Raw genomic sequence first — 17839 nt, 5'->3', positions numbered from 1 at the left:
AAGGGTAACCATAGTCAATTTGAACGATGATTCAGAGTGGCTGCACAGAACCCAAAGACGATGATTTTAGGAATTTCAGCAACATTTGATGAAAAAGAAAGTATGGGTGTATTAGTCTTGAATCGTTTCCCCCACTCCAAAGGCATCCAGCCTTCTTGATATGAAACGATCTTTTCCCCGTCTTTTGTGACAATCTCGAATGAATTAACGCTCCCCGGCGTTTCAATGGGCATCCATTCCGTACCGTCTGCCTTATAGATCATTCCATTGATTTTCACGAATGACCTATTTTCTTGATACGATCCTATAATGCCGCCCTGGTCATCCATGATCGTCATTTTATTGAAAAGCCCCCTTTTGATATGGTACTTAGCCAGCAAACGCCCTTCATGGTCCACCAGTTCATAACGCTTGGTCATGAGCATCGACAAGAAATTGGGTATCATCCACATGAACCACTTCATATTCAAATCCCGTATCTCTCCCATTAGTGACCCATCAGGCGCAAATAGGAGCAGGCGCAAAGTCGGTGCTGGCATAAAAGTCAATAAAACATGTTCATTTTTTAATAACCCGGTATTCGTCCCGACGAGTTCATCAGGCAATTCCTTCATTCTATTTTCATATATCCGATGACTGATAAATTGGGCAATGCTAAAGAAAATAAAAGGAGACGTGATCAATAATATATTGCCCGGTATCATCGCAAAAATATGGCAAATGAAAAATACAAATGCCAAAAGAAGAGATATCCAAGATGCATGAAAATTTGAATTGCTCGTTTTCTGATAAAATTCACGTATATTCATATCCCGCTCTGCTCCTCACCCCTTACAAGAAAGATTGCCGCCTTAAGGGCGGCCATTTTAGCAGTACAACAATCCGCCCGGCATCCACTTCCTAAAAGTGCATGGAAGTAGTTTTCATAATACTTTATTCGCTTTAATGTGATCTATTCCCTTTTTAAGAAGGGCATTTCCCAACACGGTTCAAATAAAAAAGGACTCCGAATTGAACGGAATCCTATAGTAGACAAAATGGCTTCTACCCAATTTTAAAAACAAGACTAATGTCTTTTTAATGATTCCTTATTGGATTGAAGAAATTTGCGACACTCCTGCCGAATTACTGGCTAGGCGAGGAGGCTTGGCAGGCAGTCGGCGGAAAGGAAGCGGATTTCTTCATTCCACTGGAACGTTTTTAAATAAAAAACTGCAGGCACTCCGAATGAACGGAATCCTTTTACATCATTCTATAATATCCTGAAAATCAACGGGAACCTGTAATCCGTTCCTTCATAAGCCCTAACAGCAGCTATGATGGTGAATACGACTAAAGCTATCCCGATAACCGGCAATAGCAAGAATCCAACCAATACTATAGTGAGTATCCCTGCGACTATTGAATATACGGTGTAGGAAATGAAAAAATTCAAGTATTCCCTTCCGTGATAATCCACAAATTGTGACGAGTCCTTCTTCAATAACCAAATCACCAAAGGACCGATAAATGCTGTAAAAAAGCTGATCACATAAATAAGGGCAGCAAACACTCTTTCATCTTTAGTAGGCATAGTGTCTTCTCCTCCTTTCTCATATGAATAATTACGAATCAAATGAAAAATAGTTTCATTTTCCTTTCATTTTATTCGAAAACAGGTAAAATTGGACTGCTTTTTCTTGATATAGCAAATAAAATCCGGACATGTTCATCATTCTTGTGCATACAGTTTAAATAATGGATTGTCCTATACCTTCTAGAATGGAGTGATGTTTTTTTGCTGAATGAATTTCAAGCCTTCATCCTTGGGATCATTCAAGGCTTGACTGAATTTTTACCTATTTCAAGTACTGGACATTTATATTTAGGACGGCATATTTTCCATCTTGACGAGGCCGGAATTTTTCTGGATACCATGCTCCACATCGGAACATTGCTGGCGTTATTGGTCGTCTATAAGAATGACATAATTGCCATTTTGAAAAATCCTTTCTCAAAAATGACTCTGCTTCTCATTGCTGGGACGATTCCTGCAGTAATTGCCGGCATTTTACTCGGGGATTGGTTTGATGGCCTTTCAAAAACAGGTGTCACCATTGGCTGGGAATTTTTAGCGACCGGACTGATTTTATGGGTAGCGGACGGAGTGAAAAAAGGGGCCAAATCCCTTAATGAAATTTCCATTAAAGATGCGCTGATTATCGGTACCTTCCAAGCTGCTGCCATCATGCCTGCTCTTTCGCGCTCCGGCCTAACGATAGCTGCCGGTCTCTTCTGCAGATTGGATAGGGCCACTGCAGCCTATTTTTCCTTTTTGCTTTCAATTCCTGCCATTACGGGGGGCATCGTATTTCAGATGAAACCGATTTTTACTGGAGATGTTGAACGGCTTCCACTCACTGCGCTTTTCGTCGGAACCCTGGCCGCAGCAATCTTTGGTTATATTGCAGTAGTATGGATGATCGATTTCTTAAAAAAGCGTTCACTGAAAATATTCTCCATTTATGTATGGGCCCTCGGCGCAATCATTTTATTCATGCAATTCACAGGTGAATTTTAAAGAAAAAGGCGGGCGAAAAACCAGTTTTTCAAGGAAAAATGCAGACGTTTGCCTACTGATTTCCCCCTTCAGGAAAAAGTTGAAATTTGACGAAAAAAAAAGGCAAAAAACCTATTCCCAAACCGTTTTTTTTTTAGTATTATACCTTCGTAAGGTACTTTAGATTTGCATATTTTCTGACAATAAAAATAGGGAAGGCAAATGGTGCGCCACCGGTTTCCGGTTCTAGTGGGTTCGATTCCCACCCCGAAATTTTTTGATGAACGACTTAAAAAATTTCGAGGGTGGGCAGCGACTACGCATAAGAACTGCCCTCAAACGGAGGGACGGAAATGTTAAAAAAGAGAGATTTCACAGATTGTTTTTCTCTTTATGAACAAATGACGCATCCAGATGTCTTCCCTTTCGTGCGCCATAAGGTAGATTCATATGAAGAATATGTTTTCATCACTAAGCAAACGATCGAAGCCGAAGATGCTGGGCAACTCATTTCACGAACAATCTTGGATGAATGGGAAAATCCCATCGGTTGTATTTCTTTATATGATATTGAAAATGGTGCAGGTTTCTTAGGCACATGGCTCGGCAAGCCTTATCATGGAAAAGGGTATAATGCCATTGCAAAAGACGCTTTCTTCAAAGAGCTTTTTTTCGAGCTCGGTTTGGAAACGGTCTTCATGCGTATTCGCAAAAAAAATATCCGCTCTATAAAAGCTGCAGAAAAGCTTCCCTATGCCGTCAATGCCAACGAAACAAGAAAATCCCTTTATGATCAGATCAATCATGAAGAAGATATCTACGATTTGTATGAAATCCCTAAAGATTTATACACCTTTCATATCCTTAGACAGCATGATGATGATGAACAGCAGTTACTTGAAGCATAAAGCGAAGAACATTTCAATTTGGATTTGTTTATCTTTTCATATAATGGCCGGAGCTTCCAAACCTGGAAAGCTCTTTTTTCCATTTGCATAGGATGTTTAAGATAGATTGCTGCAAATCCCTATTCTTTTTAGGGATATTTTTTTATAATGAATACAATTGACCAATTCATCAATATATTCAAAGCGTCATTGAAAGGACTTAATCATGAAAAAAACATTTGCTTTTATCGTGCAGCTTATCTTCCTGCTCATCATTTGCAAGCTCGGCTATTATTTAGCCAATTTACTTCAATTACCCGTACCAGGCAACGTCATCGGCATGATTCTGTTATTCGGTTTATTACAGACGAAGGTTATAAAAGTCGAATGGATTGAACTTACTTCAGGATTTTTGGTAAAGCACCTAGCCTTTTTCTTCATCCCCATTTCAATCAGTTTAATGACAATGGGATGGCTTTTCATTAAATTCGGTTTGCCATTGGCACTTACATTGGGAGTCAGCCTGATATTTGGATTCATCGTTTCAGCTTTGACTGTTCAGAAGCTATCCCATAGAGGAGAGGTTAAGCAGCATGACAGCGCTCATCACAACATATAGCATCTTGATAACCATCCTTGCCTATTTCATTGGAAGGAAAATATATGCTAAACATCCATCACCTTTTACGACGCCCGTATTTTTCAGTACGGTTACGATAATTCTCGTATTGCTGATCAGCGGTTTGGACTTCGAAGATTATTCACCGGGAAAAGACATCATAACCTATTTCCTGGGACCGGCTACCGTTGCTTTGGCCGTACCACTTTATAAGAATAGAAAGATAATCGTTAAATATGCAATGCCGGCAATTAGCGGCATGATATTTGGCCTTATGGTCACATTGATCATTGCCTTCGCCATCGCTAAAGCATTTTCTCTTCCGCAATTCATACTCCAAGGATTGGCGGTTAAATCCATTACAGTGCCCATCGCTGTTGAAATCACTGAACTTTATGGCGGAAATTCCAATATATCAGCAGCCTTCGTCATTTTGACTGGGGTGCTGGGTACGATGATCGCTCCAAAAATGATGGATAAACTAAACATTACGATGCCCTTCGCTCGTGGTATCGCTTATGGTACGATCGCTCACGGTCTCGGAACTGCTCAAGCTGCCCAGGAAAGTGAGTTCACCGGGGCTGTCGCAGGTGCGGCAATGGCTATCGCGGGTATTCTTATTTCCTGTTTTTTTCCTTTTATAAGTAATTTCCTATAAAAAGAACCGCAACGTCAACGACGTTGCGGTTCTTTTTTATGATTTACCTTTTTTGCAAATCGTCGTATAAACGCCTAAGAATAAAGGTTTTATACAGCTCCAGCTTTTTTTTCTCAATTGGATGATAGCTTATCCCTGCAGCTTTTAGCTGCTGAATGAACCATCCTTTGGAATATTCATAAGCCATTCTACCCCCTCCTCTGTTCGAAAAAGATATGCTGCATAGAGGGGATTGATACTTATTTTTTTGCAGCCATTACTTGTAGTAATAATTCATACATTTCAGCTGCCGTTTTGAATGGGCGTTTTTGACGCATTTTTTCCTGATATTCATTCGATTGTTCCAATAAATCCGCTAATGTATCATTAAAAATCCGGTCATTTAACTCTTCTTCTTGAATGACTTTACAAAAGCCCTGTTTTTCAAAGCTTGACGCATTCAGAATTTGATCTCCGCGGGATGCATTGGCACTTAGAGGGATAAGCAGCATCGGCTTTTGCAAACCAAGGAATTCAAAGATTGAATTTGAACCTGCCCTTGACACAACGACATCAGCAGCCGCCAAAAGATCGAATAATTCTTCATGCACGAATTCAAAAGGAGCATATCCCCTTTGTTTCAACTCCGTTTTCACATTTCCCTTCCCGCAAATGTGTATAATCTGGTAATCCTTTAATAATGCATCTAGGTTATCTGTAATCATATTATTGATTTTAACGGCCCCAAGGCTCCCGCCCATAACGAGTAACACCGGTTTGTTATTCGTGAATCCACAGAATGTCTTACCAGCTGTAGCGCTTCCCTTAAAAATCCCATCGCGCAATACAGCGCCTAGATACATGGCCTTATCTTTCGGAAGGTCTTTTTCCGTTTCCTGGAAAGTGGTGAAAATTTTCGATGCAAGTGGCATGGCAATCTTATTAGCCAGACCAGGCGTATAATCCGATTCATGTATCGCAATCGGTATTCTCAGCATCCTGCCTGCCAAAACGACTGGAACCGAAACGAATCCACCTTTAGAAAAAATGAAATCCGGCTTGGTCTTTTTTAATATTTTTCGTGCATCAAAAATCCCTTTTATGACCCGGAAAGGGTCTTTCATATTTTCAACTGATAGATATCGTCTGAATTTACCTACGGAAATCGTTTCATAACGGACCTCGGGAAATTCCGTTTCGATGATATTTTTTTCAATGCCTTTTTTTGAACCAATATAAGTAACATCCCAATCATGCTTTAAAAATTCCGGGATGATTGCTGCATTAACAGATACATGACCGGCAGAACCGCCTCCGGTAAATACTATTTTCTTAGTCAATATTTCCACCTTCCAAACTTAAAAAATCACTTTGCATCCATATTACCATATATCCCTGCCATTAATAACTTGAAAAAGTATTCAGTGAACCGCAAAATCCCAGTGAGGAATGTAATCATCGATTATTTTTCCTTTTTCAGCATGAATATATTATAATCTTAGTATTCTACAATACTACAAGATACATTGGAGGAGTAATACATTGCAAGAAGTTTCTGAATCACTCGATCAATTTGATGGAATCGAAGCCTGGACCAAATTAGGAATATCCATTGGAATTTTACTAATCTTCCTTTTGCTTCGGAAAGTATTTACTACATATATATTCAAGTTCTTTCTACGAATTGCAGAAAAACGTAAAGTAGAATTTGCCGCCAACTTAATGCTCGCTATAGAACAGCCGGTAAGATGGCTTATCGTTTTGATTGGTGTTATCATTTCACTGCACTATTTTCCGATTGACTCACCTTCGGTTGAATTAAGATCGAAAATATACAGATCATTTTTTGTCTTCTTAATAATTTGGACGATTTTCAATATCAGTTCGATCTTAACCATTTTATTTCCGAAATTAGTAAGTAAATTCGGGCTTGAAGTCGATCAAATCGTCATGCCGTTCTTTACGAAAATCATAAAATTAATCATCATTGCTTTTGGTGCCTCCATCATTGCTGAAGAATGGGGATTTAATGTCGATGGATTCGTTGCAGGGCTTGGATTGGGTGGATTGGCTTTCGCTCTTGCCGCTAAAGATACAGTCAGCAACTTCTTTGGAGGGATCGTCATCGTTACCGAAAAACCTTTTACCATAGGAGATTGGGTCAAAACTCCAAGTGTTGAGGGAACCATTGAAGACATCACATTCCGAAGCACCAAAGTTCGGACTTTTGCCCAAGCTTTAGTTACAGTCCCAAATGCGACCCTTTCGAATGAACCGATCATCAACTGGTCCAAGATGGGAAAAAGACAGATTGCCTTCCATTTAGGTGTGAATGTCACGACACCAAAAGAAAAATTGGAAAATGTCATTAAAGACATAGAAAGAATGCTGATTGATCATCCTGAAGTCCATCCGGAAACGATTTTGGTTAAATTTGATGAGTTCAGTCATTCCGGTTTCAATCTTTACCTTTATTTCTTCACGAAAGCGACGGACTTTGGAGGATATTTATCAATCAAAGAAGATGTGAACTTTAAAATAATGGAGATATTGGAACAGGAAGATGTACAAATTGCCATTCCGTCCCAAGCCTTCATTCTTCAAAAAGACTCAAATATGGAAGCCATGAATGATTTTGAATCCATGCGCGACTGACAAAAGGACTTGCCCAAAAACGGAAAGTCTCAGAATGTAGACAACCTCGATGAAAATCGAGGTTGTCTACATTTTTTTATGGCTTGTACAAATTTTGACGTTGATTATAACGTAAGGCACTCGCTTTCGGCGGGCTGTCCGGGAGCCTCATCGGCGCCCTTGCGCCTGTGGGGTCTCCCCTGGACGCGCTTTTCCCGCAGGAGTCTCGCACACCCGCTCCAATCAACTTTGTTTTAACTTTTAGATAGAACCCTTTTGCCTAAAGTCTTTATTGTTTTAAAATAGACTAATTAAAACTTGAGGTGATGAGGATGCTTTCTAAACATGATTCTATTCAGCGAGATCAACTTGAAATGGTTACTTTAGATCTTTAAAGTGTCGTTTAATTTTCCCCGAACATTGAGATATGAGGCACTTTTCATGGAAACCATATCGCACTTTTTCACATGTGTGGAATCCACGTATACTTGCTTTGCACTTATTAACTTAAATAAGCTAAAAATCAAAAGGGGTTCTGAATTTTTTATCCGAACCCCTTTTGTCTACAAGCTGAGACTTGCCCAAAACGGCAAGTCTTTTTTAGCTTCAAATAAAAACTCTTAAAACATCACATGCTTATGTGATATAATTCTTTCATTGTGTTGAAAATTGCAAATATTGATATTGAGGTACTTTAATGAATCAGACTTATACTAAATCACAAAAGATCCGCCTATTATTTTATATATTGATACCTATCCTGATAACCCAAATCAGCATGTATGCCATGACCTTTTTTGATGTGATGATGTCAGGACAATACAGCACTCAGGACGTTGCTGGCGTCTCCATCGGCAGTTCGCTATGGACACCCGTATACACGGGGCTGAGCGGGATATTGATTGCCTTAACGCCGGTGGTTTCACAGCTGGTCGGTTCCAGGCAGTCTAAATCCGTTTCCTATTCCGTGATGCAGGCCATTTATTTAGCTGTCACTTTAGCCTTATTCATATTAATCATTGGGGCGTTTTCTTTGAACCCCGTATTGAATGCCATGGACCTTGAAGATAGTGTCCACATGGTTGCTCATGATTATTTGATTGCACTTTCACTCGGTATCATTCCTTTATTCGTTTATAATGCGTTAAGGGCCTTCATTGATGCTCTGGGGCAGACCAGGATATCCATGATAATCACCTTGTGTGCACTCCCGGTAAACGTCCTTTTTAATTACCTATTAATCTACGGGAAGCTTGGATTCCCCGAACTTGGCGGTGTCGGTTCGGGGTACGCCACTGCCATTACTTATTGGTTAATTGCCTTGGTGGCCATCCTTGTTGTAATAAAAATAAACCCGTTTTCGACATATAAGGTTTTCAATGAATTTTTCCGGGTTTCCTGGAAAGAATGGCGTGCTTTATTGTTGATTGGAGTACCCATCGGGCTGGCTATCTTTTTTGAAACAAGCATTTTCTCGGCCGTCACCCTTTTGATGAGTAAGTATGATACCGTCACAATAGCATCGCATCAGATTGCCATGAATTTTGCCTCCCTGCTTTATATGATACCGCTAAGTATATCCATGGCTTTGACGATCGTCATTGGATTTGAAATTGGGGCAAACCGTTATAAAGATGCAAAAGTGTATAGCTGGATTGGCATTTCGATGGCCTTGACAATGTCGCTCGTTTTGTCGACCATCCTATTCCTCTTCCGTGAACCTGTGGCTTCTTTATACACAAAAGATCATGAGGTAATGATGCTGACTTCACATTTTTTAATATATGCCATCTTCTTTCAGATATCGGATGCCCTCCAGGCACCTATTCAGGGTATATTGCGTGGTTATAAAGATGTTAATGTCACATTTGCGATGTCACTGGTCTCCTACTGGATTCTCGGGCTTCCCATTGGCTATGTTTTCGCAAAGTATACCGATATGGGAGCCTTTGGGTATTGGATTGGCCTAATTACCGGCTTGGCTCTCGGAGCAATAGGCTTGGCGGCTCGCTTACGGTTCATACAGCAAGTGAAATATAAAAAAATGGCGTGAAAAAAGAGTGGGGCTGGATTACCGGCCTCACCCTTTTTCATTCTCACGCTAGGCTTTATATATTTTCCCGAGAACATCCTTTCCGCCTGTTACCGGAATGATGCTGCCGGTAATGAAATCTGACTCCTCATCACAAAGAAACGTGACGACCCTCGCTATATCTTCGCCTGTACCCGGTCTGCCGATTGGAACCGTACCATCCTTTTCTGCTCTCGCGCCCCTGATTTCCCCCTCTTTCCAATCACCTACTATATCACCAGGACAGACCATATTCACGGTGATGCCATGTGTAGCTTCTTCCGCAGCTAAAGTTCTTGTCAAGGAGGTCAAGCCGCTCTTTGCCGCGGCAAAAGCAGAACGATAAATCCAGCCTGGTGCAGTTTCACACCGTTCAAACCCTAATGTAATGACTCTGCCCCAGTTTCTACTTCGCATTTGCGGAATAAGTTCCTTCGCAAAATAGAAAAAACCGTTTAAATTCCCATCCATGATGTACTTCCATTCATCACTGCCATATTCAGTCATGTGTTTACGATCATGCATATATGGCCCTGCGTTATGAATGAAGATATCAACATGGCCAAAGACCTCCAAAATCTTTTGCAAAATATTCCGGCAATCTTCTTCACTTGACGAGTCACCTTGAATCGCAAGTGCCTTAACATGGTATTTTTCCTGTAATTCATCCACTAATGCTAAAGCTGCCTTTTTACTTTTTCGATAAGTAATGATAATGGCCATTCCATTATCCGCGAGTGAAAATGCCATCCTTTTGCCGATTCCCGTTGCTCCACCAGTAATAAAAGCTACTTTTTCATCCACAGGCCTACCCTCTTTATCTAATGGATTTTACTTAATTATACATAAGTTTATTCCGTTTTCTATAATTTAGTAATTATATAAAAGAACCTATGGGCTTTAGCTGCATAAAATATAACAAATAAACCTGTCAGACCATAAGCAGGAGAGAGGAATTCAATATGTTTCCTTGGAATTCACTTTTTTCTTTTAAGAATAACCCGAACCAAAAGGATTTCATGAAAAATATGCAGCAAAGTGATGTACAATCATTCATTGAAAAAGTATTTTCACAAGTCATACCTGAAAATATGCAAGGTATGATGAATCAAAATGATGGCCGCTCACAAAAAGAAAATGCCAGATCTGAACATCCTTTACATGCCGAAGTATTTGAAACGCATTTATATGTCTTCGTAAGAATTCCAATAGAAGATGAATCTTGGCTAAAGAAAATGAAACTTTACCATACATCTACCCAATCCATCATCGAGGGGATTCCTGAAGAGTCAGATCGGCATGTCATAACACTCCCCGCACCTGTAAAGAAAAAAGGGGCATCAGCCCAATATAAAGAATCAACATTGGAAATACGTCTTCAGAAAAGTTTCAATACACAGTATTCAGAAATCGATGTATCCGAGATTTAAGTGGCTTCACCGGGACCTCACTGATGTTAAGGTGCGGTTCCAGTTATTTCTTGGTTCAATTTTTTTAGATTTGGGTACATTATAGAGAACAATCAATGTCAGAATTGATTTTTTTCCATGGAATGGAATAATCTATTTCTCGCAAAAAAAAAGCGCACCCCATATTAATGGGATGCACTTTTCTATTAATCTATTATTTTCCGATGAATTGTTGAGTCCAGTAGTTACCAGATTCTACGTAACCTACTCCGATATGAGTAAAGCTAGAGTTCATGATGTTTTCACGGTGTCCTTGGCTATTCATCCAAGCTTGTACCACTTCTTCAGGTGTTTGTTGACCTTGTGCGATGTTTTCACCAGCTGATGTATAGCTGATTCCGAATTTTTTCATCATATCGAATGGTGAGCCGTAAGTTGGGCTATTGTGATCAAAGTAGTTATTATCTTTCATGTCTTGAGACTTGATACGTGCAACTTTGCTCAACTCAGTGTCGATTTTAAGAGCTGACAAACCTTGTTTTTCACGTTCTGCATTAGTTAATTTAACAACTTCTTGTTCAAAAGCACTTAATTCAGAGCTTGTCTCTTGTTTTTCATCAGTTGATTTATCAGGTGTCACTTCCGGTGCTGCAGGTTTTGCTTCAGGCTTTGCTTCAGGTTTTGCTTGGTTCGCTGTTCCAGCTTCTTGACCTGGTGTTTGAACTGGTTTTTGAACTGGTTTTTGAACCGGTTTTTGTTGTGCCTGCGCTGCAGGTAAAGTGATGTTGTATTTAGCTAGGTATTGGTTAAGGACATTTTGCATATCCTCTTTATTCATAGATTTATAAGTTACTTGTTTAACAGTATCACAGTTGGCTGCTTCAGCTTGGTTAGCTCCTACTCCTGTGAATATAATAGCTGCAGCCGCTGCTGCTGACATAAACATTTTCTTTTTCATTCGTATTTCCTCCTGTGATGTTCGTTTTGTGTTGTGCTTTGCTTCTGGAATTATCATAACATGCACTTTTTGTAATAAATGCACCAGAAATTTCCATCGAATTTAACAGGATACGAAAGAGAAAATATTATTATCCTAGTTTCAGAGAAAACTTGCAAGAATGCTTTACCTATCTATGTTTCTTTCGGTGGTATATATACTCATATTTTTCCAGCCCTCACTTGTCAATGGTAGTTACATAGAACCATTTCCATTGAATACTAATAACTTTTTGTTGACATATCGTATTTAACCAACTTAATATGACTTTCATTACTTTTATGTTACAAATTTTTCGATTTAACTTCGATGCTCCGTCTTTTGTCCCGATCATTTCTACCCTATTGCCTTGGTCCATTTTTCAAAAAAAAAAAAAAAAACAATTCGGATTCACTTCCGAATTGTTTTGAGTTTGATGGTCATTCATCATTTCATTTCTTCATCATCCATTTCGTCCATTTCCTTTTTCCCACCATTTTGTTCAGGAGTGCTTGGCTTCCCTATGACGAATTCTTTCTTTGGCATGTTGTGCATATCCCTTGCCGTTACATGGGCATATACATAATAGGTTCCTTCTTCATCAAAAATCTTCTCCAATTCATATATGCCGTTTCTTTTATGTTTTACTGCAATCTTGTCATGGTCATCGCTATTCGCAAGCCAAATTTCAAAACTGACATCATCCGCATCTGTCACGGCTTCGTCCCCATAAGTCACTTTTGCCTGAAATTTCACAGGCTCATTCACTTTACCCTGAATTGGATCGACAGCTAAATCGACATTTAACATTTTCGGAATTTCCTCTTCCTTGCCGCATCCGGCCAAAAAAATTAACGTCATGCAAAATAATACGATTTTTTTCATTTTTGAACGTATCCCCTTTTTATGAATTCCATTCTTCTTTTATAACCGGTAGGATGACCTTGACTTTTGTTCCCCTTTTTTCCTTGCTTTCTATTTCGATTTTACCATTTTGCAATTCCACCAATTTTTTGACAATGGACAGTCCAAGCCCTGAACCGCCATCAAAACGGCTGCGTGCTTTGTTCACTCGGTAAAAACGATTCATGATATGAGGCAGATCCGCTTCCGGAATCCCGTTACCCGTGTCAGTTATCAGCAGTTCGCAATCATCTTTATGCTGAATTAGGGTAATATGAATCGCCCCTCCAGAATCCGTGTACTGAATGGCATTATCAAAAATGTTATGCAGGATCTGTTCCATCCTTCCTTCATCCCCAAAAATAATCGGGTCTGGATCCAGATCCAACTGCAAGTCCAATTGCTTTTCCTTTATTATCGGTTCATATTTCACAAGTACGTCTTCTATGAATTGAGCATAGGCAATTGGGATTTTATTTAACAAGAATGGATCACTATCCATTTTTGTTAAGTCCATCAGATCACCCACAAGCCGCTGCAGCCTAAGGGCCTCCCTTGAAATGAGATGAAGGTATTTCCGTTGTTCTTCATCATTTTTCACGACACCATCCAATATGGCCTGCGTGTATCCCTTTACGTAACTAAGCGGGGTTCTGAGCTCGTGTGCTACATTTTCAAGAAATTCTTTTTTTCTTTCTTCTTCCAAATGGATGGAATTGGCCATATCATTAAAGGCTATTGCCAGTTTACCTATTTCATCATGGCTCCTTACATGGACCTGTATGTCATAATTCCCCTCTGAAACGAGATGGGCTGCAGTCTCGATTTCCTTAATCGGACTGATTAGCCTTTTCAACCATTTTGTAGTAAAAAATATCGCGACTATCAAGAATAATAGGATCGCTGCCAACCATTTTACAGCAAATTCCTTAAGTAAGACCGTAATGGAATCTACTGGAATATATGTATAGATGATACCTTCGAGGCGATCTTCGTCAATCAGGGGTATGATCGCCGCTACGATGTTCTTTTCAAACCTTTTCTCATATCCCTCTTTTTCAACGGCTTTCCCATCTAAAAGCATTTGCCGTTCTTCTTCAGAAATAAGAGTATCATAATTGATTTCAAAAGGCAGACAGGCACTCAATTCCCTGGGATTGTTGACGACAAAGACCTCGCTGTCATTCTTACTGTTAAACCATTCAACTTTTCCCTTGAAGTCATCACTGATTTCACCGCCGGTATAATCCGCCCCTAGCAATGACGCTTCATTGACTAAATCTGTTTTAAGCTTCTCGACATATAGATTTTTATAATAATATTGAGAAAGTGAGTATGCGAACAGAACGGAAAGGATGATGGCGGTGATGATGGTGAGCCATAATTTAAATGAAAGGGTTCGCCATTTATTGATCATTTCTTTTCCTCTATCTTATAACCGATTCCCCAGACGGTTTGAATGTAATCGGCCGCTCTTAATTTCATTCGTAACGTTTTGATATGGGTATCCACAGTACGTAAAGATCCTCCATACTCCCCGCTCCATACATTTTCAAGCAGTTGTTCGCGGCTGAGTGCCTGGCTTTTATGACGCATGAGAAATAACAGCAATTCGAATTCTTTCAAGGTTAAATTGATTGCCTTCCCTTCAACCAAAACCGTTCTGGATTGTAAGTTCAAGCTAATTTTACCGAATCGGATATGGTTTTGATTCTCTTCATTCAATGATAATTTCCCTGTCCTTCGCAATACAGCTTCGACCCTTGCTACCAATTCTCCTGGATTGAACGGCTTGACGATATAATCGTCGCCGCCAAGCTTCAGCCCTTTCACCTTATCCCATTCTTCACCTTTCGCGCTGACAAATATCACAGGGATCTCCCAATTATCACGAATCTCTTCACAAACGGAGAAACCGTCCATACCTGGCATCATGATATCCAATAGGATTAAATCCACTTCCTCTGTTTCAACCATCCTTATAGCTTCTTTTCCATTCGCAGCTTGAAGGCATCGATAACCTGAGTTCAGCAAATACATTTCAACTAGATTTCGCATATCTTCTTCATCATCCACGACTAAAATGGTGTAAGCATGCATGTCATCTACTCCCTCAACATCAATTGGAACGGACCTTCGCCGACTTTTATCGTTTTTTTAACATCGACTGTTTCAGCATCCATTACATACACTTCATCACTATCATATCCCGCCACGACCACATCTTCATTGAAGTTCGCCATTTCAAAGGGGTTGACGCCGACCACTTTGCTTTTCACTTCCTGATATTGATCATTCAATTTATATAAGGAGCTTGTACCATGACTTAGGACAAATATGCCTTCAGCATTCTCCAGGAACTTTATCGGCATGGTGGGGGCCTTCAGTTTCTTCTTCAACTCTCCCGTTTTTGCCGAATAAATATATAGATCTTCTTCCACTTGGTCCCCATCACCATGTCCTCCGATCCATATTTCATCCTTTTCTTCCCTTAATAACGTGCCGGTGCTGGAACTATGTACGGGAAATTCGAAATCGACCTTTTTCGTTTCAAGGTTTATCACTGAACATTTGGTATCACCAAAATTAATAACATACAAGCGATTTGCTTGCTCTCCTTGAAGAACGGTCAAGGGGCTTTTACCAACCTTGACAATATCCTGTACCTCCCCATCAGCATTTAAAAAATAAATGGAGTGATTCGCTTGATTGACCGCCACGATGCTTTTTCCATCACGTAACAATTGCATATTGACGATTCCTTTCCCAATTTCCCAACTGTTTATCAGTTTTCCTGCTGATAAAGAGTAAACTTGGACTTTCTTCATCTCTTTTCCATAAAGCAGGATAGTATCTTTGTCTGCCAGGAGCAGGGCTCCGGTAAATGGTTCTGAAATATCCCATTTTGCAAATGGATGATAGTTTTCATCTATAAAAGTCAGAGAAGTATCCTTGATATTGACAGTCGCCAGGAAAGATTCACTTTTATTGATTTTAGTAAATGCATTACCGCTATTACACCCAGTAAGCAGTACGATGGCAAGAAAAACCCCAATGCCCCACTTCATATTTTAAGCTCCTTATTCATTAAATATCTATTTTTTTAAAATTTTAACAATGATTTGTGAAAAAAGTATGAAGCGGATAAGAATATTTGCTAACAAGCACCCGTATCACAATCTGAAATCATAATCTTTCCAATTCAGTGATATAGAGCTTGACGATCGCATTTTTCATTTCTTCCGAAAGCGAAGATTCCATCACGCGTTTAATGGAGAGGTAAAATTTCTCCAATACTGGTTTTCGGGCACGGGGATGGGCATTTTCATCCAAAAGCTCACGGCGGATGAGTTCCGGCAAAACTTCACTTCCACCTCCATCGGTCACCTTACGATTGTTCCATATGCTTAAATAAGCCACCAGTAATTCTTCTTGCCTGATATTTTCCTTCATAGTATCCCTTCCATCCATTACTAATTCATACATATTATTGATCAAGTTCGTAAAGACTATCTTAATAATACGATTACGCTTTTTAAAATTCAAAAAAGGAGTGAGTACAGTGTCTCAAGTATACCGCTGTCCGAATTGCCGAACAAATAAATCTCGCTTCAATCTCATTCAGCAAGTAGCAACCCCCGTTAAAAAGGATCCGCAATCCGGTGAGATTGTTGAACAATATTCGAACGATTCCCTTCAGCCGTTCCATCTAGCATATAATGGTCCTGAAGTTCGGGTGCAATGTGCTGCGTGCGGATTAATAGAAGACGAAAAGACATTTGCCGCCTTTGGAATGCAAGAATAAAAATGGTCAGACCCACAAATGGGTCTGACCATTTTTTCAATCTTTTCCCACCGACAACTTAGCCCGGTCTATGGCAATTGGAATAGCTTTTCCATCCTCATATCCTTCATCCAATAATGAATTCGCGATCTCTATAGCCTTTTCCCTGACATCTTTATCTAGATTCTTCATCGAATTTGGGTAATCGTTCTTATTCCATGGCATTAATACCGCCTCCTTGATAAGAAAGTCTTCTTATATGTTTCCCTTCTTTTATGGGCGGTAAACGTTTATCGGACCGCTCTCGCTTCCAAAGCTTTCAACTGACCGATCAACATTTCCTTATCCAACTTTTCCCCGATGATGACGATATTCAATGGCATTTTCATCATTTCATTCATATACATCGGCATTCCGTATGAGTATTGAAATAAATGGGGGTATTGTGAATATGTAAAAGAAATGTATCCTTTCATTCTATATACAGTTTCCGGCAGGGACCTAAGCCACTCTTCAAAGTCGGTTTGTGCCACGGCACCTTCAAAGGTATGAACGACTGCAGTTAAATGCAAATGGTCATGTACATCAAGCTTTTGATGGCTATTTTGCCGATTTCTTTGCATCCCTTGCAATGATTTCAAGGAAACGTCTGCATACTCCGTCAATAAACATACAGCATCCGTATTCAGTGCCTGTATCGTATATATCAGCTGTGCGGCCTCCATCTCACTTACTAAATCCGCTTTATTCAATAGTATGAAATCGGCATGGTGGATTTGCTCGGCAAGCAGCTGTCGAAGCTGAGGAGACAGTTCCTCGCGATCGCGCCACCTTAATAAATCGACCACGGTGATAATCCCTTTATACTCCAGCCTTTTGGCGAAGATCGGGGACATGATGCCATCCAATACTTCAACTGGATGAGCAGCGCCCGTCGTTTCAATATAAACCGCATCCAAGTCATTTTCGGTTAGCAATTCATGAAGCTGAACTTCCAGTTTATCTTGAATTGTGCAGCAGATGCACCCGTCAAACAACTCCTTCAGAGGCACTCCATCACCAATGAGTCCGCTGTCAACCGATACACTGCCGAGCTCATTTAAAAGCACGGCCACTTTTCTGCCCGCGTCACTTTCCTGCTTTAATATATTTCGAAGAAGCGTCGTTTTCCCGCTGCCGAGAAAGCCGCCCAATATGTACACTTCGGTTGTTTTCATTCTTATCTGCTCCTATGATCCGGTTAAATTCGATTCCGTTAAATTTTATCATAATTACCTTACTAAAGCACTTGCCGGATTCACATAAAAAAACCAGCCCGTAAGCTGGTTTCAGACTAGGCAAATTCGAAGAAAAGCGAGTTCGACTGCAATATTTTATTTA

Annotated in this window: 20 protein-coding genes and 1 pseudogene; 8 read left to right on the top strand and 13 right to left on the bottom strand. The window is 40.0% G+C overall.

What is annotated here, in order from left to right; genetic code table 11:
• Positions 1-14 precede the first annotated feature (14 nt).
• Positions 15-809: a hypothetical protein gene (locus ACQKMF_RS07385; protein ID WP_101225219.1), complete on the bottom strand. Its 795-nt coding sequence runs from the start codon at positions 807-809 to the stop codon at positions 15-17.
• Between the two features lie 443 nt (positions 810-1252).
• Positions 1253-1573 carry a DUF4870 domain-containing protein gene (locus ACQKMF_RS07380; protein WP_034311189.1) on the bottom strand — a complete coding sequence of 107 codons (321 nt, stop codon included), beginning with the start codon at positions 1571-1573 and terminating at the stop codon, positions 1253-1255.
• A gap of 207 nt (positions 1574-1780) precedes the next feature.
• Here ACQKMF_RS07380 and ACQKMF_RS07375 point away from each other — a divergent pair, with 207 nt between their 5' ends.
• The 4 genes from ACQKMF_RS07375 to ACQKMF_RS07360 all read left to right on the top strand — a co-directional run bounded on the left by ACQKMF_RS07375 (position 1781) and on the right by ACQKMF_RS07360 (position 4703).
• Complete coding sequence (locus ACQKMF_RS07375) at positions 1781-2560, top strand: undecaprenyl-diphosphate phosphatase (RefSeq protein ID WP_101225332.1); 780 nt, start codon at positions 1781-1783, stop codon at positions 2558-2560.
• 332 nt (positions 2561-2892) lie between these two features.
• Positions 2893-3447, top strand: a complete 555-nt coding sequence (locus ACQKMF_RS07370) for a GNAT family N-acetyltransferase (protein ID WP_101225221.1) — start codon at positions 2893-2895, stop codon at positions 3445-3447.
• Positions 3448-3652: 205 nt separating this feature from the next.
• Positions 3653-4045, top strand: coding sequence for a CidA/LrgA family protein (locus ACQKMF_RS07365; RefSeq protein WP_402937634.1), 393 nt, complete (start codon positions 3653-3655; stop codon positions 4043-4045).
• Positions 4020-4703, top strand: coding sequence for an LrgB family protein (locus ACQKMF_RS07360; protein ID WP_101225223.1), 684 nt, complete (start codon positions 4020-4022; stop codon positions 4701-4703). The genes ACQKMF_RS07365 and ACQKMF_RS07360 overlap by 26 nt, the downstream gene beginning before the upstream one ends.
• 43 nt (positions 4704-4746) lie before the next feature.
• Here the strand turns inward: ACQKMF_RS07360 and ACQKMF_RS07355 are convergent, their stop codons facing one another.
• Together ACQKMF_RS07355 and ACQKMF_RS07350 are read right to left on the bottom strand one after the other, a co-directional pair.
• Positions 4747-4890 (bottom strand): DUF2639 domain-containing protein, encoded by a 144-nt coding sequence (locus ACQKMF_RS07355; RefSeq protein WP_427572338.1) that lies wholly within the window; start codon positions 4888-4890, stop codon positions 4747-4749.
• Between the two features lie 52 nt (positions 4891-4942).
• The gene (locus ACQKMF_RS07350; protein ID WP_427572336.1) at positions 4943-6031 is read right to left on the bottom strand and encodes an undecaprenyldiphospho-muramoylpentapeptide beta-N-acetylglucosaminyltransferase; all 1089 of its coding nucleotides are present in this window, start codon (positions 6029-6031) and stop codon (positions 4943-4945) included.
• A gap of 193 nt (positions 6032-6224) precedes the next feature.
• Between ACQKMF_RS07350 and ACQKMF_RS07345 the strand changes: the two genes are divergently transcribed.
• Both ACQKMF_RS07345 and ACQKMF_RS07340 read left to right on the top strand, forming a co-directional pair.
• Positions 6225-7337 carry a mechanosensitive ion channel family protein gene (locus tag ACQKMF_RS07345; protein ID WP_427572334.1) on the top strand — a complete coding sequence of 371 codons (1113 nt, stop codon included), beginning with the start codon at positions 6225-6227 and terminating at the stop codon, positions 7335-7337.
• 676 nt (positions 7338-8013) lie between these two features.
• Positions 8014-9369: an MATE family efflux transporter gene (locus ACQKMF_RS07340; RefSeq protein ID WP_101225226.1), complete on the top strand. Its 1356-nt coding sequence runs from the start codon at positions 8014-8016 to the stop codon at positions 9367-9369.
• A 48-nt stretch (positions 9370-9417) separates the two neighbouring features.
• Here ACQKMF_RS07340 and ACQKMF_RS07335 read toward each other — a convergent pair whose 3' ends face one another.
• Complete coding sequence (locus ACQKMF_RS07335; protein ID WP_260357879.1) at positions 9418-10191, bottom strand: SDR family oxidoreductase; 774 nt, start codon at positions 10189-10191, stop codon at positions 9418-9420.
• A 158-nt stretch (positions 10192-10349) separates the two neighbouring features.
• Between ACQKMF_RS07335 and ACQKMF_RS07330 the strand changes: the two genes are divergently transcribed.
• Complete coding sequence (locus tag ACQKMF_RS07330; protein WP_427572332.1) at positions 10350-10817, top strand: Hsp20/alpha crystallin family protein; 468 nt, start codon at positions 10350-10352, stop codon at positions 10815-10817.
• Positions 10818-11010: 193 nt separating this feature from the next.
• Here the strand turns inward: ACQKMF_RS07330 and ACQKMF_RS07325 are convergent, their stop codons facing one another.
• The 6 genes from ACQKMF_RS07325 to ACQKMF_RS07300 form a co-directional block, all read right to left on the bottom strand.
• Positions 11011-11754, bottom strand: coding sequence for a CAP domain-containing protein (locus tag ACQKMF_RS07325; RefSeq protein WP_427572330.1), 744 nt, complete (start codon positions 11752-11754; stop codon positions 11011-11013).
• 465 nt (positions 11755-12219) lie between these two features.
• Positions 12220-12657, bottom strand: coding sequence for a FixH family protein (locus ACQKMF_RS07320; protein WP_101225230.1), 438 nt, complete (start codon positions 12655-12657; stop codon positions 12220-12222).
• A 19-nt stretch (positions 12658-12676) separates the two neighbouring features.
• The gene (locus ACQKMF_RS07315) at positions 12677-14092 is read right to left on the bottom strand and encodes a sensor histidine kinase (protein ID WP_402937651.1); all 1416 of its coding nucleotides are present in this window, start codon (positions 14090-14092) and stop codon (positions 12677-12679) included.
• On the bottom strand, positions 14089-14775 hold the full coding sequence (locus ACQKMF_RS07310; RefSeq protein ID WP_402937654.1) for a response regulator transcription factor: 687 nt from the start codon (positions 14773-14775) through the stop codon (positions 14089-14091). The genes ACQKMF_RS07315 and ACQKMF_RS07310 overlap by 4 nt, the downstream gene beginning before the upstream one ends.
• A 5-nt stretch (positions 14776-14780) precedes the next feature.
• Positions 14781-15743 carry a WD40 repeat domain-containing protein gene (locus ACQKMF_RS07305; RefSeq protein WP_402937657.1) on the bottom strand — a complete coding sequence of 321 codons (963 nt, stop codon included), beginning with the start codon at positions 15741-15743 and terminating at the stop codon, positions 14781-14783.
• Between the two features lie 118 nt (positions 15744-15861).
• On the bottom strand, positions 15862-16128 hold the full coding sequence (locus tag ACQKMF_RS07300; RefSeq protein WP_427572327.1) for a hypothetical protein: 267 nt from the start codon (positions 16126-16128) through the stop codon (positions 15862-15864).
• Positions 16129-16237: 109 nt separating this feature from the next.
• On the opposite strand from ACQKMF_RS07300, the gene ACQKMF_RS07295 reads away from it, so the two are divergent.
• On the top strand, positions 16238-16480 hold the full coding sequence (locus ACQKMF_RS07295; RefSeq protein WP_101225235.1) for a DNA alkylation repair protein: 243 nt from the start codon (positions 16238-16240) through the stop codon (positions 16478-16480).
• 57 nt (positions 16481-16537) lie between these two features.
• On the opposite strand, the pseudogene ACQKMF_RS07290 reads toward ACQKMF_RS07295, so the two are convergent.
• Both ACQKMF_RS07290 and ACQKMF_RS07285 read right to left on the bottom strand, forming a co-directional pair.
• Positions 16538-16684: pseudogene (locus ACQKMF_RS07290) on the bottom strand (DUF2188 domain-containing protein); the annotation flags it as partial.
• 65 nt (positions 16685-16749) lie between these two features.
• Positions 16750-17676 carry a CobW family GTP-binding protein gene (locus ACQKMF_RS07285; RefSeq protein WP_427572325.1) on the bottom strand — a complete coding sequence of 309 codons (927 nt, stop codon included), beginning with the start codon at positions 17674-17676 and terminating at the stop codon, positions 16750-16752.
• Positions 17677-17839: the final 163 nt, after the last annotated feature.

Source organism: Peribacillus sp. NPDC101480, assembly GCF_050277335.1.
Taxonomy (GTDB): Bacteria; Bacillota; Bacilli; order Bacillales; family DSM-1321; genus Peribacillus.
Note: the sequence above shows the minus strand (reverse complement) of the source record. Positions and strands in the feature narration are given on the sequence as shown.